The organism is Paenibacillus sp. MZ04-78.2 (genome assembly GCF_024213375.1).
Lineage (GTDB): Bacteria > Bacillota > Bacilli > Paenibacillales > NBRC-103111 > Paenibacillus_G.
The window spans coordinates 93,397-112,798 of the sequence record NZ_JANAVJ010000015.1; the positions used below are offsets into that span (position 1 = coordinate 93,397).

11 protein-coding genes are annotated in these 19,402 nt (G+C 57.3%); 3 read left to right on the plus strand and 8 right to left on the minus strand.

Annotated elements, in window-relative coordinates:
- Window positions 1-50 precede the first annotated feature (50 nt).
- Window positions 51-1,541, plus strand: a complete 1,491-nt coding sequence (locus NLX71_RS13545) for an oligosaccharide flippase family protein (RefSeq protein WP_254364204.1) — start codon at window positions 51-53, stop codon at window positions 1,539-1,541.
- A 70-nt stretch (window positions 1,542-1,611) separates the two neighbouring features.
- Here the strand turns inward: NLX71_RS13545 and NLX71_RS13550 are convergent, their stop codons facing one another.
- The 8 genes from NLX71_RS13550 to NLX71_RS13585 all read right to left on the minus strand — a co-directional run bounded on the left by NLX71_RS13550 (window position 1,612) and on the right by NLX71_RS13585 (window position 16,075).
- Entirely contained in the window at window positions 1,612-4,401 is a 2,790-nt protein-coding gene (locus tag NLX71_RS13550) for a GAP1-N2 domain-containing protein (RefSeq protein ID WP_254364205.1), read from the minus strand.
- Complete coding sequence (locus tag NLX71_RS13555; protein ID WP_254364206.1) at window positions 4,398-5,663, minus strand: TRAFAC clade GTPase domain-containing protein; 1,266 nt, start codon at window positions 5,661-5,663, stop codon at window positions 4,398-4,400. Before NLX71_RS13555 ends, NLX71_RS13550 begins: the two co-directional genes overlap by 4 nt.
- Before the next feature lie 14 nt (window positions 5,664-5,677).
- The gene (locus tag NLX71_RS13560) at window positions 5,678-6,316 is read right to left on the minus strand and encodes a hypothetical protein (RefSeq protein ID WP_254364207.1); all 639 of its coding nucleotides are present in this window, start codon (window positions 6,314-6,316) and stop codon (window positions 5,678-5,680) included.
- An 18-nt stretch (window positions 6,317-6,334) separates the two neighbouring features.
- Entirely contained in the window at window positions 6,335-7,633 is a 1,299-nt protein-coding gene (locus tag NLX71_RS13565) for a vWA domain-containing protein (protein ID WP_254364208.1), read from the minus strand.
- Window positions 7,634-7,649: 16 nt separating this feature from the next.
- Entirely contained in the window at window positions 7,650-8,198 is a 549-nt protein-coding gene (locus NLX71_RS13570; protein ID WP_254364209.1) for a GNAT family N-acetyltransferase, read from the minus strand.
- 9 nt (window positions 8,199-8,207) lie between these two features.
- Entirely contained in the window at window positions 8,208-10,601 is a 2,394-nt protein-coding gene (locus tag NLX71_RS13575) for a hypothetical protein (RefSeq protein ID WP_254364210.1), read from the minus strand.
- Between the two features lie 330 nt (window positions 10,602-10,931).
- Window positions 10,932-14,321, minus strand: coding sequence for a tubulin-like doman-containing protein (locus NLX71_RS13580; RefSeq protein WP_254364211.1), 3,390 nt, complete (start codon window positions 14,319-14,321; stop codon window positions 10,932-10,934).
- A gap of 38 nt (window positions 14,322-14,359) precedes the next feature.
- On the minus strand, window positions 14,360-16,075 hold the full coding sequence (locus tag NLX71_RS13585) for a vWA domain-containing protein (RefSeq protein ID WP_254364223.1): 1,716 nt from the start codon (window positions 16,073-16,075) through the stop codon (window positions 14,360-14,362).
- Between the two features lie 417 nt (window positions 16,076-16,492).
- Here NLX71_RS13585 and NLX71_RS13590 point away from each other — a divergent pair, with 417 nt between their 5' ends.
- Together NLX71_RS13590 and NLX71_RS13595 are read left to right on the plus strand one after the other, a co-directional pair.
- Window positions 16,493-17,431: a hypothetical protein gene (locus NLX71_RS13590; protein WP_254364212.1), complete on the plus strand. Its 939-nt coding sequence runs from the start codon at window positions 16,493-16,495 to the stop codon at window positions 17,429-17,431.
- Window positions 17,432-17,450: 19 nt separating this feature from the next.
- Window positions 17,451-19,361, plus strand: a complete 1,911-nt coding sequence (locus tag NLX71_RS13595) for a hypothetical protein (protein ID WP_254364213.1) — start codon at window positions 17,451-17,453, stop codon at window positions 19,359-19,361.
- Window positions 19,362-19,402 lie beyond the last annotated feature (41 nt).

Sequence of the window (19,402 nt, forward strand, 5' to 3'; positions counted from 1 at the left end):
TAAGATGAGAGTGGACAACACTTTTCCGTCCGGCCGAGGTGGTGATGCGGATGATTCTGCCCTCAATGTTCAAGCAGATGGCGCTTCGGACAAGCGCAATGTTCATTGTGAAATTACTCGGGCTGCTCCTCCGCATTCCGTTATTTCGTTATTTGGGTCCGGAAGGAGTCGGCTTATATCAGATTGCCTACTCGTTTTACGGCCTTGTCCTGACCTTGTTGACCGGCGGCATGCCTATGGCGGTGACCTTGTCCACCGCCAAAAACGCCGGAAACGGCTGGCGGATTTACCGCAACATGTCCGTGCTCTACATCGGGGTATGTACGCTGCTGTGCACAGGCTTCTTCCTGTTCACGAACGAAATTGCGCTTCTGCTTGGCAACGAGAAGCTGGAGCTGGCGATTCGCATGTTCTTGCCGGCGCTCTGGCTCGTGCCGCTGCTAAGTCTGCTTCGCGGATTTCTTCAAGGCGTGGAAGCGTTCGGGGCGATCGCCGCCTCCGAACTCGTCGAGCAATCGGTCCGGGTCGGAACCATTCTGCTGCTCCTCTCAAGCGTCAGCATGCCGCAAGCCTTGGGTACGGCTGCGCTGGGCGCATCGACGGGGGCCGTCTGCGCCTTGGCTTTCCTGCTTGTGATGCTGCTTCGCCATTCACTGTCTTCTTCTGCGAGCGCCACCTCAAGCGAAGCATTGCCGGAGCGCAATCTCCGCTTGTTCGCGCATACGGCGCTTGCCTTGACGGCCACCCGGCTTATCATTCCGTTATCGGATTTCCTGGAAGCGGCCATTGTTCCTATGCAGCTCCAGGCCTCCGGACTGCCGTCGGGACAAGCACTTGCCATATTCGGCGAAATGACGGGCATGGCGATGACGATCGTCTATATCCCGACCCTGATCACGTTTTCGCTCACCCATACACTGTCCCCCAAAATCGCCGCCGATTGGCAGGCCCGGCAGTTCGACCGCGCCTTCCGGAGAATCGGCAAGGCTCTAAACTTAAGCATGTTATGGGGAATCAGCGCGTCGCTCTTTCTGTTTACCTTCGCCGAAGAACTGGCGCGCCTGCTGTTCGACCAAGAGAAGCTTGCGACAGCCATTCGCTTGCTTTCGCTCTGTCCGCTGCTTGCGGGACTGCGAGAATTAACGACAAGCGTTCTGTGGGCCGTCGGCCAAAAAAAAGAACCGATGCGCGGCATTCTCATCGGCATTGTCTGCTCCATGACGGTGCTTTACGTCTTGACGGGGATTCCCGGATGGGGTTATACCGGGATTGCGGCGGGGGTGCTGCTGTTTGAAACGATTCCGGTACTGTGGAATCTTACCGTACTCCGCCGCGATCTGCAGCTTTCCTTCTCCGGGAGGACGCTTGTCATGAACGCCGTCGTCCTGCTGCTGCTCACCAGCGTCGTCACGCTTTGGGGAGGCCGGCTGCTGCCCGCCGCGGGCTTCACCGGAATGCCTTTGCAACTGACGCTCATGCTCTTGACGTTCGCTTGCTCCGCCAGTTACGTTGCGCTCGTCGCCCTAACGCGTCCAAAGTGACGAGCCGCAGCATCGGAAACGACAACAGCCTGAATCCTTTCGGTCGTGAAAGGATTCAGGCTGCTTTGATTTAGCGTCCGCCGGAATTCGTTTGCTGATCCGGCTTCCCCTTGGTATTTGACGGCGTAAACTTCGGGCCGGCGATCGGTTCGGTGGATGTTTGAGCGCCGGAAGCCCCGCTAGCTTTCGATGCGCCGCCCGCCGGAAGCGACGGGCCTTGCATCGGAAGGTCGAGCCGTACTTTTTTGACGACCGGCTCGCTGGCTTTGCCGTATTTGTTCTCCGCCTTGATCTCAATCGTATTCTCGCCGATCATCAGGACGACAGGAGCAGATACTTGTCCGCTGCCGACGCGCTGCCCGTTTACAAAAATGTTCGGGCTCTGATCGTAGCCGCCGTCTGTCGCGCTTGCCTTCACGGTGATAACCGACTGGGCCGTTTTTTCCGGCAGCGTCTCGACCGTGAGCGTAGGCGCCGGGCTAAGAATCGATCCCATCATCGGCGTCCAGAACGTGGACACCAGCATAATGATGAGTACAAGCGGAAGCGCCAGAAGGCCTAGCCGAAACAGTTTTCTTTTATACCGCTGCATAAACTGGACAACGCCCGGAGCCTGCTTCATCTTGATTTCTTTAAACACGGCGGCGAATGCTTCGTTCGGCACGCCAAGCAGCATTTCCTTAATCGGCTTGTTCTTGAACGCCGTGGAATCATGCCGGTCAAAATACCGCGTCAGCGCAGCGCGGTAGTGAATATCGATCCCCGAGCCGCCGGAAAATCGCGAGTCTCCCGCGCTCCATAGCATAAATTCGTAGATCATATCCGTCCCCCGGGTTCGAACGGCTACGTACTCAAGCATCCGGTCAAAGTCATACCCGGCTTCGTATCCGCCCCCGCCCCGGTTTCCGGCATCCGGACGGCTGAAGGCGTAGGCAATTTTGCCGAACGTCTCCGGTCCTACCTTATCGCCGAGCGTCTTCTTCAGCAGCTCCTGCGACCGCTCCAAGTCCAGCGGACCAAGCCGCTCGATGGCTGCTACGACATCGGACGGCTTGCGCCGCTCGAGCGTCAGCACCCGGTACACGGCGGTCAGCAAGTCCAGCGTCATGCGTTCGCCGCTGTTCAGGTTGTGCAAAAGCTCCGGCTGCGGCGGGTCCAGCATAAACTCAAGCTGCAGCAGGTCTTCGTAGCTCAATCCGGTCGGGGTCAGGTCTTCCAGCAATTCGAGCTGGATTTCCAGCTTGAGCTGCATGCAGAAGTCTTCGAACTGCGGCTTTCCTTCGCGCTCCGGCAGACGGTCGAAGTAGATGTATGTATTTTTGGCCACTTCCATCCGTCTTGATTTCTCCGCCTTGAGCAGCCGCTTCGTTTTTTTCAATACTTCGTTGCGGAAGAAGTGCTGCAGCAGCAGATCGTCCGTGGAGACCAGCCAGAACTTGATTTCTTCCAAAAACTCCTTCATCGATCCGCTCGCGTTTATGCGATAGGCTGCATACTGCTCCGCCGTCTGGGGATGCTGCTCGTGCAGCTGCTTCAGAACGGAGAGAAAGACCTCATTCTGCTTCCGCAGCGGATCGATCAACGGAACCGCCGCGCCGATATCGCCCGAGGCCGCAGATGCCGCTCGCCGGATATAAAGCGCAAAGCTGGCAATCAGCAGCGTCTTCGTCCCCTCGTCGGCAAAAGCGTAATAATCCAGCAGCGGCGCAACGAATTCCGCCGTAGGCACGCTGTCCCCATCCATCAGTTCCTTGCGGATCAGGTTGCCGAGCAGGTCGTTCAGCCGTTTTTTCCTTCCTGCGGATTCCGCAGTCAGGTACTGGAGGATGCCCTTCACGGTGCCTGCCCGATTCTGCTCGTACAAGCCGTCCTGTCCCTGCTCGATCCGGAACAGCTCGCACAGCTGGGAATAGGTCGGGATGGCGAGCGCAGCGGGACCGGCGTCCTGCAACGCTTCCTCGCAAAATTCGTAAAACCGCTCCAGACCTGCCTTATCTCCCAGGTGCTCCCAAACGTAGTCCAGATACAAATGCTCGGTGCCGGATACGTCTACGCCGTGAATCCGCTCATTCGGCAGATCGAACAAATAATCTTTTTCAAGCTGACGGTCGGGCAGGCGGATGCTGCCTTTTTCCACAAACATGACATGGTAATGCTGCTTGCCTTCCGGCTCGTTCTGGTACGTGACGAATCCGAGCTGCCGGCGCATCGCATATGGCAGGCAGCGGTAGACCAGCTCCATCAGCCGTTTCGCTTCGGCGCTCACGGCAGACACGTCCGCGTCCAACGCGACGTACACTTTCTTCTTGTTGGTGAGCGACGACATCACGGCGCAAAGCAGTTGCAGAAACCGGGTGTGGTCCAGCTTCAGTCTGCCGAGCAGCCGGTCCGGGTTCTCCGCTTTGGCCGCGGCGTCGCAATCCAGCTCGTCCAGCTCCGGAATCGTCTTCCCCTCTTGAATATCGTAGCCGCTTCGGAAGCCCCGGAGGGCAAACAAACGCTGCGGCTCGCGCACAAAGGCCTCTTGACGCTCCTTGGGCACAACGTAATGATGCGTGAAAAAAGCGCTCCGCTGTCCGGTGAAGTCGGCGCTGACGTAAACGGCGCGTCCGATCACAAGCTCCCCGCTGTCGGCATGGAAGACGCCGAACGCTTCCGGATAGCGGCTCTCGTCCGCTTCCCCGCGTGCGAGCAGCTCCTGCGGCGCCTTGTACACGCAGTACGGATGCAACGCCGCTTTAATAAAACCGTTATCGAGCCCGGCGGATTTCGCTACCGTATCGAACCCTTCGTTCGTGCGGAAAATCCCTTCCCGATCCCGGGTAAAATAGTGCTGCTGAATGTTTCGGTCCCGGCTCACGGCGCATCTCTCCTGTCGATGTAGTCGAGCTGGTGAAGCAGCCAGATGAACGGTTCGTCCACCCGGGTCGGGCTAATGACACCGGTCACCTGCCGGTTCACCGGATTGGAGCCGAGCGCGGATACGGCGAAGTAGGCGGTATTCTGGAAATACACGTCGACCGCATCCTTGAACGGCCGATCCACCTTCTCGATAAAACGGCGAATTTCGCCGTTAATGTTCTCAAACTCGCTCTCGTCCAAATAGCCCTTGTGAATGACGTTGCGGAACACGTTGCTGTTGGACTGAATATATTCGCTGTCTTCCTCTTTCAAATATTGCAGCATATCGCTCTTCGTCAGAACGATGGCCGTCGGAATTTTCGTCTTGCTGCCCTGCTGGTGGGCGATGAAGTTTTCGAACAAGCTGATGACGACCTCGCGCGGCTCATCGTAGCGGCTCGCGAACTCGCCTTCCTCCTGGCCGACGTTCAGGCGGATTTTGTCGCGGATCGTGCGGATTTGCAGAGGGTCGACAAGAAATAAAATGCCGGACGAATTTTTAATATGCGATGCGTAAATTTCCAGATAATCGCGCTCCACCATGCCTTCGCCCGCAACATCGAAGAAGACGAGCGTAAGCGGCGCACGCCGGTCGTCCTTGAACACGAACTGGAAAATAAACGGTTCCTGCTGCTCGTTCGGGTTCGTCGACTCCAGCATCATGCCGCGGTCGAAGATCGGCTCCAAGTAATTCTGTCGAAACTTCCGGCTGATTTCGGCGCTCAGCGGCATGCAGGCCGCGTCGAAATTCGAAGCCGTCGAGGATTGCAGCGTATGGATCAGCGACGTCATATAGACCGATTTGCCGACCTGCGACGCCCCGACGATGGAAATGATGTTGCTCGGCGTTTTGCCCGCCGAAATCGGCAGCTCGTTGTGGCAGTTCGGACACAGCCGCCGCCGCGTCGCCACGCCGTAACGGTCGATGACCGCCACCAGCACGTTTTCCGAATAGACGCAGCTCTCTTCCGGGATCGTATGCGGCTCGATCACCGCCTCCATGTCCTGCGGCGACAGGTTGAACTTGCGACGCCATGCGTTCAGCCGCTCGTCTTCCTGCAGTGTAAATTCGTCGTCGTTCTCCTTCGTATGCGCGGCGCGGAACACGACCTCGTCCGGCTCGAATTTATGAAAGCAGTACGGACAAACGATGCTGTAATAAGGCAGACGTTCTTTTTCCACAGGCTTTTTTTCGAAAAATTGCTTGAAAAACCCCAACATGCCAGATCCCTCCTTTATTCTGGAATGAGTTCAAACCGCTCGCCATAGACCGGTCCTTCGGTAAAAAACAACCGGATATAGTCGTTTTTGCCGATCTCGATGGGCGGCAGCTCCGTGCGCCCCGGCGGAAAATCGTTCATGAACGGATAAAAGGTCCCGTCTTCCTTATTTCGCGGGGCCGCTCCTTCTTTTTTTACGTAGCACAGGGCTTCCCGGGGGACCGAAATTTCGCAGAACAGCCGGAGCTGCACGGTTTTATATTTGCTGAACCAGCCGCCGCCGTATTTGATGCCGTAGCGGATTTTCGCCCGGCCTCCGCTGACGCGGGTCAGATTGTCTCCGTCCCGCTGCAGCAGCGGGGTCAGCCTTCCTTCCAGCATCACGCAGGGATAGATCCGGTAATATTGCGGCCCCGTAAAGTCGACACGGGCATGGTAGCCGGATTTCGCCTTGTATTCCTCGCGGGTAAACAGCTTGAGCCGCTTCGGGTCCAGCCCGTCCGGGGGCTGCTCGCCCCCGTCTTCGAAGCTGTCGATGTAGACGTAATTGATTTCCTTCGGCCAATGCCAGGTCAGAAGACATTCGCCTTCCCTGACCTCAGAGGCCGCCTTCGCAATCCGGTACCGCTCGTCAGGTTCACTCCATTGCATCATTTTGCCAGCCCCCCGTCGTTACCGGAACCGCTTGCTGGTCCGGCTGCCGTCTCTGCCGCCATAGCGGCCGCTATCGCCATCCGTACCGGCATACAGCTCACTCGGTCTGCCGCGGCGAAGACCGGCGTTCGCGCCGGTGCTTTCATGAACAGCGAACAGCAAGGTGGACAGTGACAGCACGACGGCCAGAATAAGGTCCGCTATAGCGCGCACGGTGCTCGGATGCTCCGAGGGCAGGCCGTATTCCAGCGTCAGGCCTGCGAGCAGGCCGGCTACCGCCCCGCCGAGAACAAAGCTGCGCGCCAGGAAGCGGTTGTCGAACACGATGCCGAGCGACAGCCCGAGCAGCGCGCCGATGAACAGAATCAGCACGACCCGCAGCGCCGCATACCAACCGCTGCCGTGCATCTGTCCCTGCCGTTCGTTCATGAGATGGAAATGATGGTCTTTCAAATAGATGTTGCGGAAAGCGTCCGCCACCAGTTCGGCCTGCTTCACCTCTTGGAACGTTCCGCCTGTCGCTTCGGCGATCTGCTGCAGCAGGCGGCTTCCTTCCTCGTTCGGCTGCTTCATCCCGATCGTGTGTATGGTTATGTTTTCCAGATTGTAAGGCTGTACCACCCGGTCGACGTCCACATCGCTGTAGCCGTCCGAGATGAGAATGACGGCTCCTTTGTGCTGCGATTCCTTTTGCATATGGTCGATCGCCTGAGTAAGCGCCAGCGCGATATTCGTTCCATCAATCGGGGCGGGAATCGCGTCGATTTGCGCCAGCACTTGGCTTTTGACGGCTTCGCTGCTGAGCTGCGTCAGCTTCTGCACCCAGGTCGCCGTATCGTTGAACGTCAGTACGCCGACCCGTTTGTTGCTGTCCATCTGCCTGATCAGCGACTTGACCGCCTGCAAGCTCTGCTTATCCGGATCGTTCTGCTTCATGCTTTCGGACGTATCCAAAATGAGCACGTAATCTTGCGGCCGCCCCGTTTTCGCAGAATCGAAATATAGCCCGTAGGCCCATTGAAACAGCGCCCCCGCCGCAAACAGAAGAAGAAGCGTGCCGGGAACAAGCAGCTTCCATCCGTCAGAGGCATAGCGGAGACGCCAGTTTCTTCCGTTCAATTGCGGTGACAGGATCTCCGCCAGCAGGCAGCACAGCCCGACGATCAGGGAGAACACCCCGAAATATAACCCCATCAGCACCGTTTCGTGCAGCGTTCCTTCCCACCGGCTGAGCATCATTTCCCCTGCAATAAATCCAAGAAAGCCACCCACGATGCTAAGTCCGGTCAACAGCGGATTCCATTTCCGACGTTTCATCAGCCTTCCTCACTTTCTACTTCAAAACGTCCTCGTCCAAAAGCGAATACATTTGATGATCTTCCCAAACCCCATTGATCTTCACGTTTTTGCGCGCCAAGCCTTCCGGGCGGAAGCCCGCCTTCTCCAGAACGCGCAGCGAGCCTGCGTTGCGAGGACTCGCGCCCGCTTCGATCCGGTGCAAGCCGGCCTCTTCAAACGCAAACTCCACGATCAGCCGGACCGCCTCGGACATGTAGCCTTTTCCGTTATGCCGCTGATCCAGAGAGTAGCCCAGCATACATTTTTGCAGCGGACCGCGCTTCACTTCAAACAACGAGATTTCCCCGATCAGCTCGCCCGTCTCCTTCAGGAAAATACCGAATTGGTATCGTTTGTCCTGACTCCACTCGTCTTTTCCATTGCCGATGCTCGCGAGCTGGGTTTCCAGCGTATAGAAGGCTTCGTCGCGAGCGGGGTTATACGTTTGAAAAAACTCCCGGTTATTCAGATGCAAAGCGAGCAGCGCCTCCGCATCTGTAGGTTCATAAGCGCGAATATAAATAGTTGCGTTCTTATCGTTCATGCGTTCCCTTCACCCTTCCGCCGCCGGTTCTTCCGGCATCTCGCGTCCGTGAAACTCGTATCCGCTGCGCACATACGTATCGTAGTACCGCCTGCCGTTCCGGTAGTACATCAGGTCGGCCATGCGGAACCCGCCCATCAGATTCAGCTTCTCGACGCCGCTCTGCTTCTTCTCATGGATGCAGCCGAGCTTGTAAGTGCGGCTGCCGTGATCAACGCTGTACGCATACTGAATCAATTCGCTTTGAAAATCGCCGAAAAAATATTTTTCCTCGTACCGGTGCTTATGCGTATAGTTGTAGACGTCCAGCCGGATCGCCGCCTCGCTCTCGAGCGTCACGTACAGATCGCGGTACAGCTCTTCCTTCGTCAGCACCTCGCGGTTGTCGTAGCTGACCGCCACGTTCGCCCGCGCCAGCAGCTCCTGCTCAAACGGCTGATGGAACAACGGATGGACGAACCATTCCCGCTTCGCCGCTGCAATCAACCTGTCGACCAACGCTTCGTCGCTTTGCGCAAGCAGCGCGGTCACGTTCCCGACCCACCGTTCGTCAAAATAAAACTGCGGCCCCCGGCGATTTTCCGTTTCGGCAGCGATCACTTCGACGACATGGCCGTAGTATTCGTTAATGTTGCGTCCCAGCTCGTCGTTCGTCTCCGAAATGCTGCGGCGGCTCGCGTCGAGCAGTGCCGCTTCGATGTCATGAAGCCGCTGGACATACCGCTTCATCCGGTCGTGGATCTCTTCCAGCTTCCGCTCGTAGCTCCGAAGCTCACGGATCGTCAGCTCCAGCAGCAGCAGCTCGTATTTCAAGCTGTAGATTTGCTCAAGCATTCCGCGGGCCAGCGGCTTGACCTGACTCTTGGGCGAAAGAAAACCGAGCAGCGAGCCTTTGGCATACCGCTGATCTTCCACCCGCTCCTCATATAGCGCTTCGAGGTCCAGCTTGCCGTCTTCGAGCTGCCGCTCGGCCTCCTTGCGCCACTCCCGGACTATGGCGACGAGACTGGGCGTCTCCGCTCCGCGTTCCTGCTCCGAGGTCCACAGGTACATGCAGTAGCACCCGTACGACGGATGATCGACCGCTTTGCGCTGCAGCGTTTGACCGAGCCTTCCGGCCCCGTTCCGCGCCTCAAGCGCCGCTTCCATGACCCGGACGGCATTCGTCTCGAAGAAGGTTCGGGCGTTCGTTCCAAACAAGGCCGCCTCCGCCTGCCGCAGAGACATTGACCGCAGCTCGTGGTGCGGCACGTTCTCATAAAGCAAGCCGTACATGGCGTCGACCGGATTCGCCCGTTCGCCCGCAACGGCCCGGACGCTCGCCTCCGCCTTCCTCGCGTCCAGCTCGGCCAGTTCCAGCAGCTCCGCCGGATGGATCACCGCGTTATCCCGCATCCGCTGCAGCATTCCCCGGTACAGATGATGCAGCACCGTCAGGGCGATCGCCTGATTAGGCCGCGTCACCTTGGCGAATCCTGCGGAGGCGTAAATGCCGCCCGCTTCGCCTGGCGGCATCATGTTTTGCTTGAACTGCTGGTGGTTGTAAGCGCCGTGCCTTGGATCGACCTCGTCGGCGGCTTTACGGTTCTTGAGCAGGTTCAAATGGCACACGATTTCGCAGCACCGCTGCATCCCGCCGGACGCAAATAGCCCGCGCTCGTCCTTGTCTCCGATCATATACACCGTATCGAACAATGCCGCGTCCCGGTGCTCGACTGGCAGCCGGATGCCGTCGCCCGTCACTTGCAGCTCCGCGGCCAAGCGGAACTCCCGCCGCTGGACCTCGTCCAGCTCGCGCATAAAGCTGACGCCGAGCGACGCCGCGTACGCGAAGTCGTCGCCCGGCTGCTGCTCCTGCAGCAGTCCGTACAAGTCGACGACCACGGAGCGGAAGCTCTCGCCGAAGATCGATTTCATCAGCACCGTCAGCTCAGGCACGAGCGCGTTGAGCGGATCGTCCACCCGCGTGACCACGGCGATATTGACCCGTTGCAGCGAGGCGTACAGCCGTCCGAACTCCGAGATACGGCTGTTCATTTGCCGCAGGAGGACGTTCAACTCAAGCAGCTTCGCTTCGTCCCGGTAAAACTGCCTGTACCCTTCGGCACGCTCCGTTTTCTTATCCCCGCCGCCTCCGCCGAGGCGGCAGCTGTAGACGTTGTCCCGCGTGGCGGCTTTCTGTGCGCCGGCCTCCGTGCCGATATGTAAATAAACGACGCCAGCGCTGTTGTTCCACTTTTTCCGGTTCAGGTCGTACACCTGTTCCAGCGCCTCTGCCGACCGGTCGCCGACGAACAGGAACACGAGGGGATGGTTGATGCTGCGAAGCTCATCCCCGCCTGTTCCCATGCTGTCCGTTTCCGCGGCGTATGCGCTCGCGAATTGCATCAATTTCTCCCGCATGATCCTGAGCCTCCAATCGGGAGTTTGAGATTTCGCCGTTTGTTGGGACGGTGACCTATCCCCCTCCAGCCGCGCCCCCACCCCAAAAAGTGAAGCAATGCTTCGTAGCCAAATCCTATTACTTTTCGGGGACCCCGAATCTCTGTGAAAGTTGAATTGAAGTTTAATGGTATTTTCACAGATTTCAAAGGCGGACAGCGCAAGCGCTTCTTCCGGGGGATAGGTCACCTGTTTCACGACGAAATCTCAAACGAAATATAACTAAAAAACCGCCGCAGCCTTGGATTCGGCTGCTTATTTATATCGCTATCGCTATGACTTACGAAGCTGTTACTTTAAGCTGCGAAGGATATCGCTCACCTTGCTGGCGATTTGTTTGTAGAATTGGTACATGTCTTCGCCGTCGACGTATTCGCCGCGGTCGTAGTCGAGCGCGGACTTGGCGTCCTGATAGGCGCCGGCCATGTCCTGCAGCTTCGTCAGCAGGCCGCTGATGTCTTCTTGCGCGGTAAGCTGCTGGCTGAGCTTCGACGATTTGCGCTGGAGCAGACCGAGGCGCTTCGCGTCGAGGGCGCGGATTTTGCGGTAAATTTCGTATTCCGGGAATTTACCGGCCTGCATCAGATTGACGAACGGCTCCCACGGGTCCTCTTCCGCCTCGTGGTCGTACACGTACAGCGCGCCTTTTTTCATGATCGCGCCGGTGTACATCGCCTCGATGAACTGCTGGATGAATTTCTCCTCGTCCTGATGCGCGGCGAGCACCTGCTCCAGCTCGGCGATTTTCGCCTCGATCCGGCGGTACTTGCCCAACTCCTCGCGGACACGGCGCAGCATCTCCGGCGAGCGGATCAGGTTCTCCTTCGCCATCTCCTCGTTCACGCTGCCGAAGATGTCTTTCAGGCCGTCCTGCTCCAAGCCGCCTGCCACAAGCGCCTTCAAATCGGCGACGCAGCGCTTGATCTCGCCGAGGTTCGGCTTCGCCGCGTCAAGCTGCATCGGGTACGACGCCAGCTTTTGCTCCAGATCGAACGGCTTTGTGAACACGCACTCGTATCGGCCTGTCGTGCCTTGATCCGCCGACTTCTCGCGGATGATGCGCAAGGCCAGCGATTGATCGAACATGCTGCGGACTTCGGCGTTGTAATGTTTTACGCGCGCGTTTTCGTACGTGTCGCCCCACGATTTTTCCGGAATCGGCGACGGTAAGTACGTCCAGTTCGTCTTCTCATTCTGGACAAGATGGCGTCCGACGCCTTCCGGCTCCAGAATCGAGCGCTCGTAGCTTTCCTCGTATACTTTCAACGGCGTATACAGGAACAGCGGAATGCCGTTCTGAGTGTTCAGCCAGAAGACGCGGTTTTTCACTTCGCTCTCCTTAATCGTGAAGCGCGAATTCGCGATGGCGGTGTCCTGGAAGTTGCGGATGCCCTTGAAAATATTCGGCGCCTTCACCGGCACGGAGACGAAGCCCCATGACGGGAAATTGAAATGGCCCGAGCTGTTGGTCAGATGGAACACCGGCTTCGCTTCCTCGTACAGACGGCCGGCGATCTTCTGCTCCACCAGCTTCTCCAGCGAATCCTCATGACCGTATTTGATGATCAGGAAATCCTCCATCGACTTCGTGATCAGGTCGCTGAACTGCTCGGTCAAAAACTCGGAAATCGAGCTGACGACGTCCACTTCCTGCTCCTTGATCCACTGGTTCGATTTCTCCAGCAGCTCCTGCGTAAAGTCGCGGATCAACTCGGTGACGTTCTTCTCGTCCGTCACGTCGCCAATCAGCTTCGCCATATCCGGCACGCTGACGATGTTCCAATAGTACGTGCGGTTGCCCTTGTGGTCAACTTCCTCCTGCCCTTTGGTGAGGATATCGCCGTTTTTCTGGAAAATTTTGTTCAGCTCATTCAAGATTTCCGTAAACACCTGATAAATACGCGAGTTGTCGTTGTTGATGAGCGTGTAGAGGTCCTCGTAGAACTCGATCATCTGCTCTATCCGCTCACGGTCGGAGTGCAGCAGATATTCCTGGATTTTCGCTTCGATGTAGGCGTCCTTCTTCTTATCCTTGGAGATGAACGCGCTCTTTGCTTCGGTCAGCTTCTGCGTGGCGGTATCGCCCGCCGCCTCGATATCCCGCGGAATGCGGTACACGTTTTCCTTCAGCGATTCGATGTACGACGAAATCAGCTTCAGCAGGCAGAAGCCTTTGTCCTGCAAAACGATCCGCGATACGTAAAATGGCCCCTGCTCGGGATGGCGGAACAGTTTGCCCATCTGCTCGGCGAACACTTCCCGGATTTGACCCGGCAGCTGTTTGCGGCTCTTGATGTACTCCTCCCGGGCCCGGGACAGGTAGCTCTGCTCCAGCTCCGTGTCGATATGGACGATCTGTTGCTTGACGACGTTGTTGTAGCTGAGCCGCTCGCTGTTCTGGTAGCCGGGCAGCGGCTCCGGCACGTTTTTGTCGAATTCGCGGTGGATCGAATCCGGGTCGAGGCCCAGCTTGTGCGCCAGCTTCTCGACGTCCTCCTGACTCGGACCCGCCTCGAACATCGTCGACATGCGCTGAAATACTTTATAAGCCAAAAACGTCGTCATTTCCTCGATCGGCAGGACTGCGGACGACGCGCCCAAAATATTGTATTGATAGTTCGCCGCATACGTCTTCGGCATCTGATTGATGTTCGTGCGGATGTTGCTGATATAGTCGTGAATGGCGAATTCCTCGCCGGACTGCTTTTGCTCGCTCGCCATAAAGTTCGTGATGTTCTCCGCTGTCACGTTCATGCAGTAGTCGTACGCATTTTCGAGCTGCTTGCCTTCGAGGTTCGTCGCCGAAATGAGGTGCGCGAGGTTGAACGGCGGCATCGGCGAGTTGACCGTCAAAATGTTCGCGTACTGCTGCTTGAAACGGTCGCCGCGTTCGTCGACGTTCATCCAGTAGTCAAGCTCCTTGAGCGCCGCATAGCCGTTCTTCTTGATATATTCGCGCGAATGCTCGGTCAATGCCTTGTTCGCCAAATTGACATCCGGCGTGAACAGGTAGCCGAGAATGCCGACTTTGTCGACGCCGGCCGAGCCGTAATCCCGCTCCAAAATGCCGCGCACGATATACGCGATGTCGAGGAAGCAGCCGCTGCCCGTGCCGCCGGAGATACCCGTCAGCAAGAACACCATCAGCTTCTTGTTCGTGCCCACCGACAGCGTCTTGATTTTGCGTTCGATCGTCTGCACAACCTGCACGATCTTCGTGAACAGCAGCAGCCGACCGGCTTGCCGAACGCCGGAAGCGCCGTTGATGCCGTCCGTAATCGTCAGCTCCGGCGACAGCCATTCTTTCATGTACGGCTCCAAAATGCTGCGGTTTTGCAGCACGCTGCCGATCTCCGCGTTCGACAGCAGCACGAATTCGGTCATCGGATCGAGGCCGATGCCCTTGTACCGCTTGTTGCGGTCGTGCTCGTTCGTCTCGAACGCGAGAAACTCGATGTTGTCGGGCTTCTCGCGCTTCTTCTTCGTGAACGGGTCCTCCGGCAGCCTGAACCGCCGGTTTACCTGATACTTGAGCCGCAGCAGCGCATCGATGCCCGTTCCGCCGAGACCGATGACCAGCATCGGGTTGTCGATCGTGTCGACGCGGATTTTCTCGCTGACAATGCCGCCGCCCAAGGATACGTCCAACTGCTGTATATGCTCTCTGACTACTGCTTTCATGTCCGGACTCCTCCTGTTACCAAGGCAAAATAGGATAATTATTTCAAGTATTCGACGCTTATCGACTTATTGACGTTTTGAAGTGCGATTTTGATGCGGTCGTTTGCACGAATTTCTTTTCCTTTGGCGGCATCGAACACCCGTCCACCTTTTTCGACGACACATGGCGTCGCATTGTTCAGCAGTACCGTGTCGTTCGGACCGGGCCGGAAGACGATGTCCTTCGTCTCTGCAAACTCCGGCGCGAGCTGGAGCAGCTGATGCAGCGTCACCTTGCCCTTGAACGCGTTCAGCTTGCGGTACTGCGGATTCGTCCGCTCGCCCGTGTCCTCGTCCTTCACCTCGATCACGAGCTGCCCGACGAAGCCCTTGTTCGCCTTGCGGTAAGCCGCCAGCGCGTACAGGACGGCTCCCGCAAGCACAAGCGCCCCGGCGATCATCGCCGCCCATACGGTCGGGCTGAGCGCACCTGCCGCCGGTTCCTTCGCCGTCTCGGTCGCAGGCTTGGACGCCGCTCCGCCGGATTTGGCCGAGAGCTTCACGGGCGGCGTCTCGCGCAGGAAGTTCGCGCCCTCCGCCTTGATCTTAAGCTCGTAGTCGTGCGCGTCTGGAACCTTGAAGCTGCCCGCAATGCCTTGCGCGCCGATCGTCAGCGGCTTCTCCTCGGTCTTCTTCGTATCCAGATCCGTTACGACCGCCGACGCCTTCAAGCCCTTGTACAAATCCGCATCGGCCGTCTTTTGCCCGGCGGTCTGCAGGTACGCTTTGACCTGCACTTCGTCGCCCGGCTTTAACGTCGTCGATGCCAAGGGTTCCATAATGAGCTGGAGGTCGTAATTGTACACGAGGTTAATGTTGATTTTTTCCTTCTGCACACCTTTGACCTGCAGCTTCCAATCGCCTTGCGCCGGGGTCAATATTTTCAACAATGAGTAAGCGCTCGAAGCCGTATAAACGACGCGGTCCGACGGAATTTTCTGCTCTTTGCCGGACGGGTCGAACAGCTTGACTTCCACCGGCTTCGAGGACATGATCGAGATGTTCGCTTCCTGCACGCTGGCGTTCGGAATCGTCACCTTCACATCCTGAAACTGTCCGTTCGCCACGAAGCCGTTCAGCGGCACGACCTTCAGCTTGAAGTGGCTCGCGTAAATTTCGCTCAAAATTTGCGGCAGATTGTCCGCCGTGCTCGTGATGAACGATTTGCCCTTCGTTTCGTGGGAAATGCGCTCCAGCACCGCCTTGTTCAACGTTCCGTCGGCATTGAGCCCGATCGTATAAATCGGGATGCCTTTGTCCTGCGCTTTCTTGATCGCATCGGCGAGCTCTTGATCCGACTGCTGCTGCGTGCGGCCGGCGTTCAGCCAGTTGTTGCCGTCGGTCATCAGCACGATAAGCGGAACGTGCCCCGGCTCCGTGCCGGATTCCAGCACCTTCACCGCTTCGCTAACGCCGACGGCGATGTCGGTGTAAGGCCCCTTGGACAGCTTGTCGATGAACGATTTCAAGTCCTGCTTATCCGCGGCGGAGTTAATGGTGAGCAGCGCCTTCTCGCGCATTACTTGATCGGTATAGGCGACGATGCCGATTTTATCGCCCTGCACGGACGCCATGTCGACGAACATTTTCATCGCTTCGTTGCTGACTTTGTTGACGTCGCTCTCGTTCATGGACGTGCTGACGTCCACCGACAGAACGGCGTCCATTTTCATATCGACTGCACCTGCCGGAGCGGCCGCAGCCTGAAGCGGCATCAGGACGGCGAGCAGAAGAGCGGCGGCGGGTCGGAGCAGCGCTTTGATGATTTTCACGGGGTTCATTCCTCCAAACCTATGGACGGCCCGATGTCGAACCATTCCGAACCAATATGGTATAGTGTAGTAAATTGCCGTAGAGGGTAGTACAATGGAACTGCATGTCGACTACTAATCTACATATTAACTGGTCACAAAGTAAAATTCCACTAACGAAACCTTACAGAATTCTTAAGTTATTGCCTTTCAAATTCGAAAATACCGGGGAGAGAATTATGCTGACCGTAGCTGTGTTGGCTCTTGGAGCCCTGTTTCTTCTAGCATTTTTTATGTATTGCTCTTATAGACGGAAGCAAGACGCTCCGCTTGCAGACATTGATGCCGCATTCGCGGCAAGTTTAAATCAGGGTGAACGTCATGACGACTAAGTCCGCCGTTCAATTCCGCAAAACGCAAGCAACCTCGCATTTGTTTGACCGTTTGAGGCAGTGCCGGCGCTGCAGCCGGTATTCTTGCCTGTGGGACGACCGCTGCCTCTCGTGCGAAGCCGAGCAAAGCCGCAGCGCCGTCCCTGAGCAGGCCGGAGCGGTGCTAAAGCACCACAGGCAGACCGGTCTGCTGGCCATCGGCGCGATCGGCGCCCTCGCCTTCCTGCTCGCCCGCAACGCGGAGCAGATGATTTTATCCGTCGTCGGCGCCGCTCTGCTGCTCGCGCTGTACGTTTTTTTGCATAAGCGCTACGAGCCTATTTTATATAGACGTACGCTAAGCCGTTTACTCCTGCAAGATCAGCAAAAAATTCGCGAAGGCCTGCTGCTCGACATCGACGATGCGGAAGCGGACCTCCGGGCGGAAGATTTTAAAACCGCTTATGAAAAGCTCCGCGAGATCGGGTATTTCATTCGCGACGACTCGATCAAAATCTTAAAGGTGTACTGCCTGAACAAATTTATTTTGCGCAGCGACATGGATCTGGAGCTCAGTTCGCTTCTGCCGAACCGTTTCGACAAAGACATCGTCGAATACATGCATGAAATCGGCAAGGTGCGTCCGCAGCTGATTAACCGCGAAGCGCTCGACTACGTCATGAAATACCGGGGCATGATCGAGAGACTTCCCGGGGGAAGAGACGTTCTGACGGCGGCTGCCGGAGCCGCGCTGCGCGTGAAATCCAATCTGTACGCGTACCGCAGCCTGCTGATGAACCATGCCCAGGAGCTGCCCAAGGACCGACTGCTGCGGCTGTGCCGGCTGCTTGCCGAGCAGCCGGACGCCGACCCTGAGCTGACCCAGAAGGCGCGCGATGCCGTGAAGCTGAAATACGACTTCGACCCGGAATTCCAAGGCATCCTGTAGAAAGGAAAGGAGGCTGCCTATGTCAATCTCTACGTATAAACGGTCCGTTCGTTACAGAAACGCCGCAATTGCCGTCCTCGTCCTCCTGCTTTTGGCGGCGGGCTTTAAAGTCTACGCTTGGTGGAAAAAAGCGGAGCTTTACCAGCAGGCGGCGGCGCAGCTTGCCGCAGGCAACGCGGTCGAAGCCGAGGAGTTGCTCCTCAAGGCGCAAAAAATCAGCTTCGTCGATTATAAAGAGGCGGAAATGGAGCAGGCGCTCAGCGCTCTTCAGCCGGTTACGCAAGCGAAGCGGCTGTTCTCGTCTCTGACCGACCAGATCGCCTCTGCGGTTGCCGTCAACGATGCCGGCAGTTTAGTGAAAGCGTACGAATCGTATCAGTCTGCCAAGTCGCAGGTCGCGAAGCTGGACGAAGGCTCGCAGAAGCGGTTCGCGGAAACGGCGGCGTCCTACAATATCGACGCACGCTTCGCGGAAGCGTTCGGCTCGGTCAAGACAGCGCTGCTCCAAAACGTCGAGGGCGCCGTCGCCAAGAAAAAATTCGACACCGACACTGCGGTCGGCTTCCTGCTGCAAATTCCCGCGGTCTACTATAAGGACGAAGCGGCGAAGCGAAAAGCTCTGAATCCGCTGCTGCAAAAATACGACCAAGGCCGACTGGACGCAATTGTCAAATCCAAATCGCTGGAGGAAATGTTGAAGGAAGGCGAAGGACTGCAAAAATTTTATAAGAATCGGGGCTGGGAGGCTCCCTGGGTCGCTGCAAGACTTGAGAAAGCGGCTCAGGACACGCTGGCCAAGCTAGAGAAAAACGATCTGGGCGGCTTTCTGGCCGCTGCCAAAATCGTGCAGTCCAACAAGGAGCTCTTCGGCAACGCCAGCAAGCTGAACGGGTATATCCAAACGGTGGTAAACGGCCGGTTGGCCCGGGCGGAGCAGTTGATCGCCGCGAAAAAGTACGCGGAGGCCGACGAGCTGTACAAAACACTCGGCGCGTTCCGCGACACGTCCAAAGAACTACAGGCGCTCGATCAGCGCCGATTGGAAAGCGATCCGGCCGTGCTGCTTCAAAAGGCCGGCATCGAAGGCGCCCTTACCGCAGCCACAAGTCTAAAAGGGTCGAACGGCGCGCAAACGGCGGCCGCGGCGGTTACGGACAAGAAAAAGCTCGTGCTCGTCCGCTTGTTCCCGGACCAGCGCATCGAGGTCGCAGAAGGAGCGGTGCCGGGCGACCTGACCGCCGTCAAAGCGATTCGCCCGGCCGACGAGCTCAGCCCGGAAGGACAGCCCGTGCTGCTGCTCGAAGCGGCCTCCAAAAAGCGGAAAGCCCGCTATGTCGCGTTCGAAGCGCACGGGGCCGAGCTTAAGCCGATTCTCGATCTGGAGGCCGACAAGCTGGAGACGGTGCGTAAGGGCGTCGTAAGCGCCGATAATCCGGTGCCCGAGCGGACGGAAAAGAACGACGCGGACAAGAACAGTATGGAGAACACTCAGGACAAGAACGGTACGGAAGTCTCGGGACTTGAAGCCGGAGCGAGAGCGGTCTACGAATACCGCAGCGGGCGGTATGTCTTCGTCAAGTCCGACAAGGACTTCGCGGATAACGCCGGCAGAGACGGAAATAGCGACGTGAAGCAGGACGCGGATAAAAAAGAAACGAAGGACGCCGCAAAGGAAGTCAAAAGCATCGTGGCCAACGAGCTGCCGAAGCACAAAAACGCGAAGGTCGAGTTCCAATGCGACATCCAATCGGTCGCGAACAATCGGGCCATCGTCAAGTTCGACGACCTGTACATTGTGCTAAGCGGCAAATTCAAGTTCAGCACCGGTCCGGCGGTCGTAACGGGCATATACACTTCCACCGAGGACCTGAAGCAAGGAAACAAGACGGTTAAACCCACATTTCGCATGTCAGTAAATGAAAATGAATAATAACAACCGCTGATGCGGTTCAAGAGGAACTGTCTTAGGCT

Bases quoted from the DNA above. Each gene is read 5' to 3' on its own strand.
- NLX71_RS13590 (WP_254364212.1), top strand. From the start codon at position 16,493: ATGACGACTAAGTCCGCCGTTCAATTCCGCAAAACGCAAGCAACCTCG.
- NLX71_RS13545 (WP_254364204.1), top strand. From the start codon at position 51: ATGATTCTGCCCTCAATGTTCAAGCAGATGGCGCTTCGGACAAGCGCA.
- NLX71_RS13565 (WP_254364208.1), bottom strand. From the start codon at position 7,633: ATGAAACGTCGGAAATGGAATCCGCTGTTGACCGGACTTAGCATCGTG.
- NLX71_RS13595 (WP_254364213.1), top strand. From the start codon at position 17,451: ATGTCAATCTCTACGTATAAACGGTCCGTTCGTTACAGAAACGCCGCA.
- NLX71_RS13555 (WP_254364206.1), bottom strand. From the start codon at position 5,663: ATGTTGGGGTTTTTCAAGCAATTTTTCGAAAAAAAGCCTGTGGAAAAA.
- NLX71_RS13585 (WP_254364223.1), bottom strand. From the start codon at position 16,075: ATGCCGCTTCAGGCTGCGGCCGCTCCGGCAGGTGCAGTCGATATGAAA.
- NLX71_RS13575 (WP_254364210.1), bottom strand. From the start codon at position 10,601: ATGCGGGAGAAATTGATGCAATTCGCGAGCGCATACGCCGCGGAAACG.
- NLX71_RS13570 (WP_254364209.1), bottom strand. From the start codon at position 8,198: ATGAACGATAAGAACGCAACTATTTATATTCGCGCTTATGAACCTACA.
- NLX71_RS13580 (WP_254364211.1), bottom strand. From the start codon at position 14,321: ATGAAAGCAGTAGTCAGAGAGCATATACAGCAGTTGGACGTATCCTTG.
- NLX71_RS13560 (WP_254364207.1), bottom strand. From the start codon at position 6,316: ATGATGCAATGGAGTGAACCTGACGAGCGGTACCGGATTGCGAAGGCG.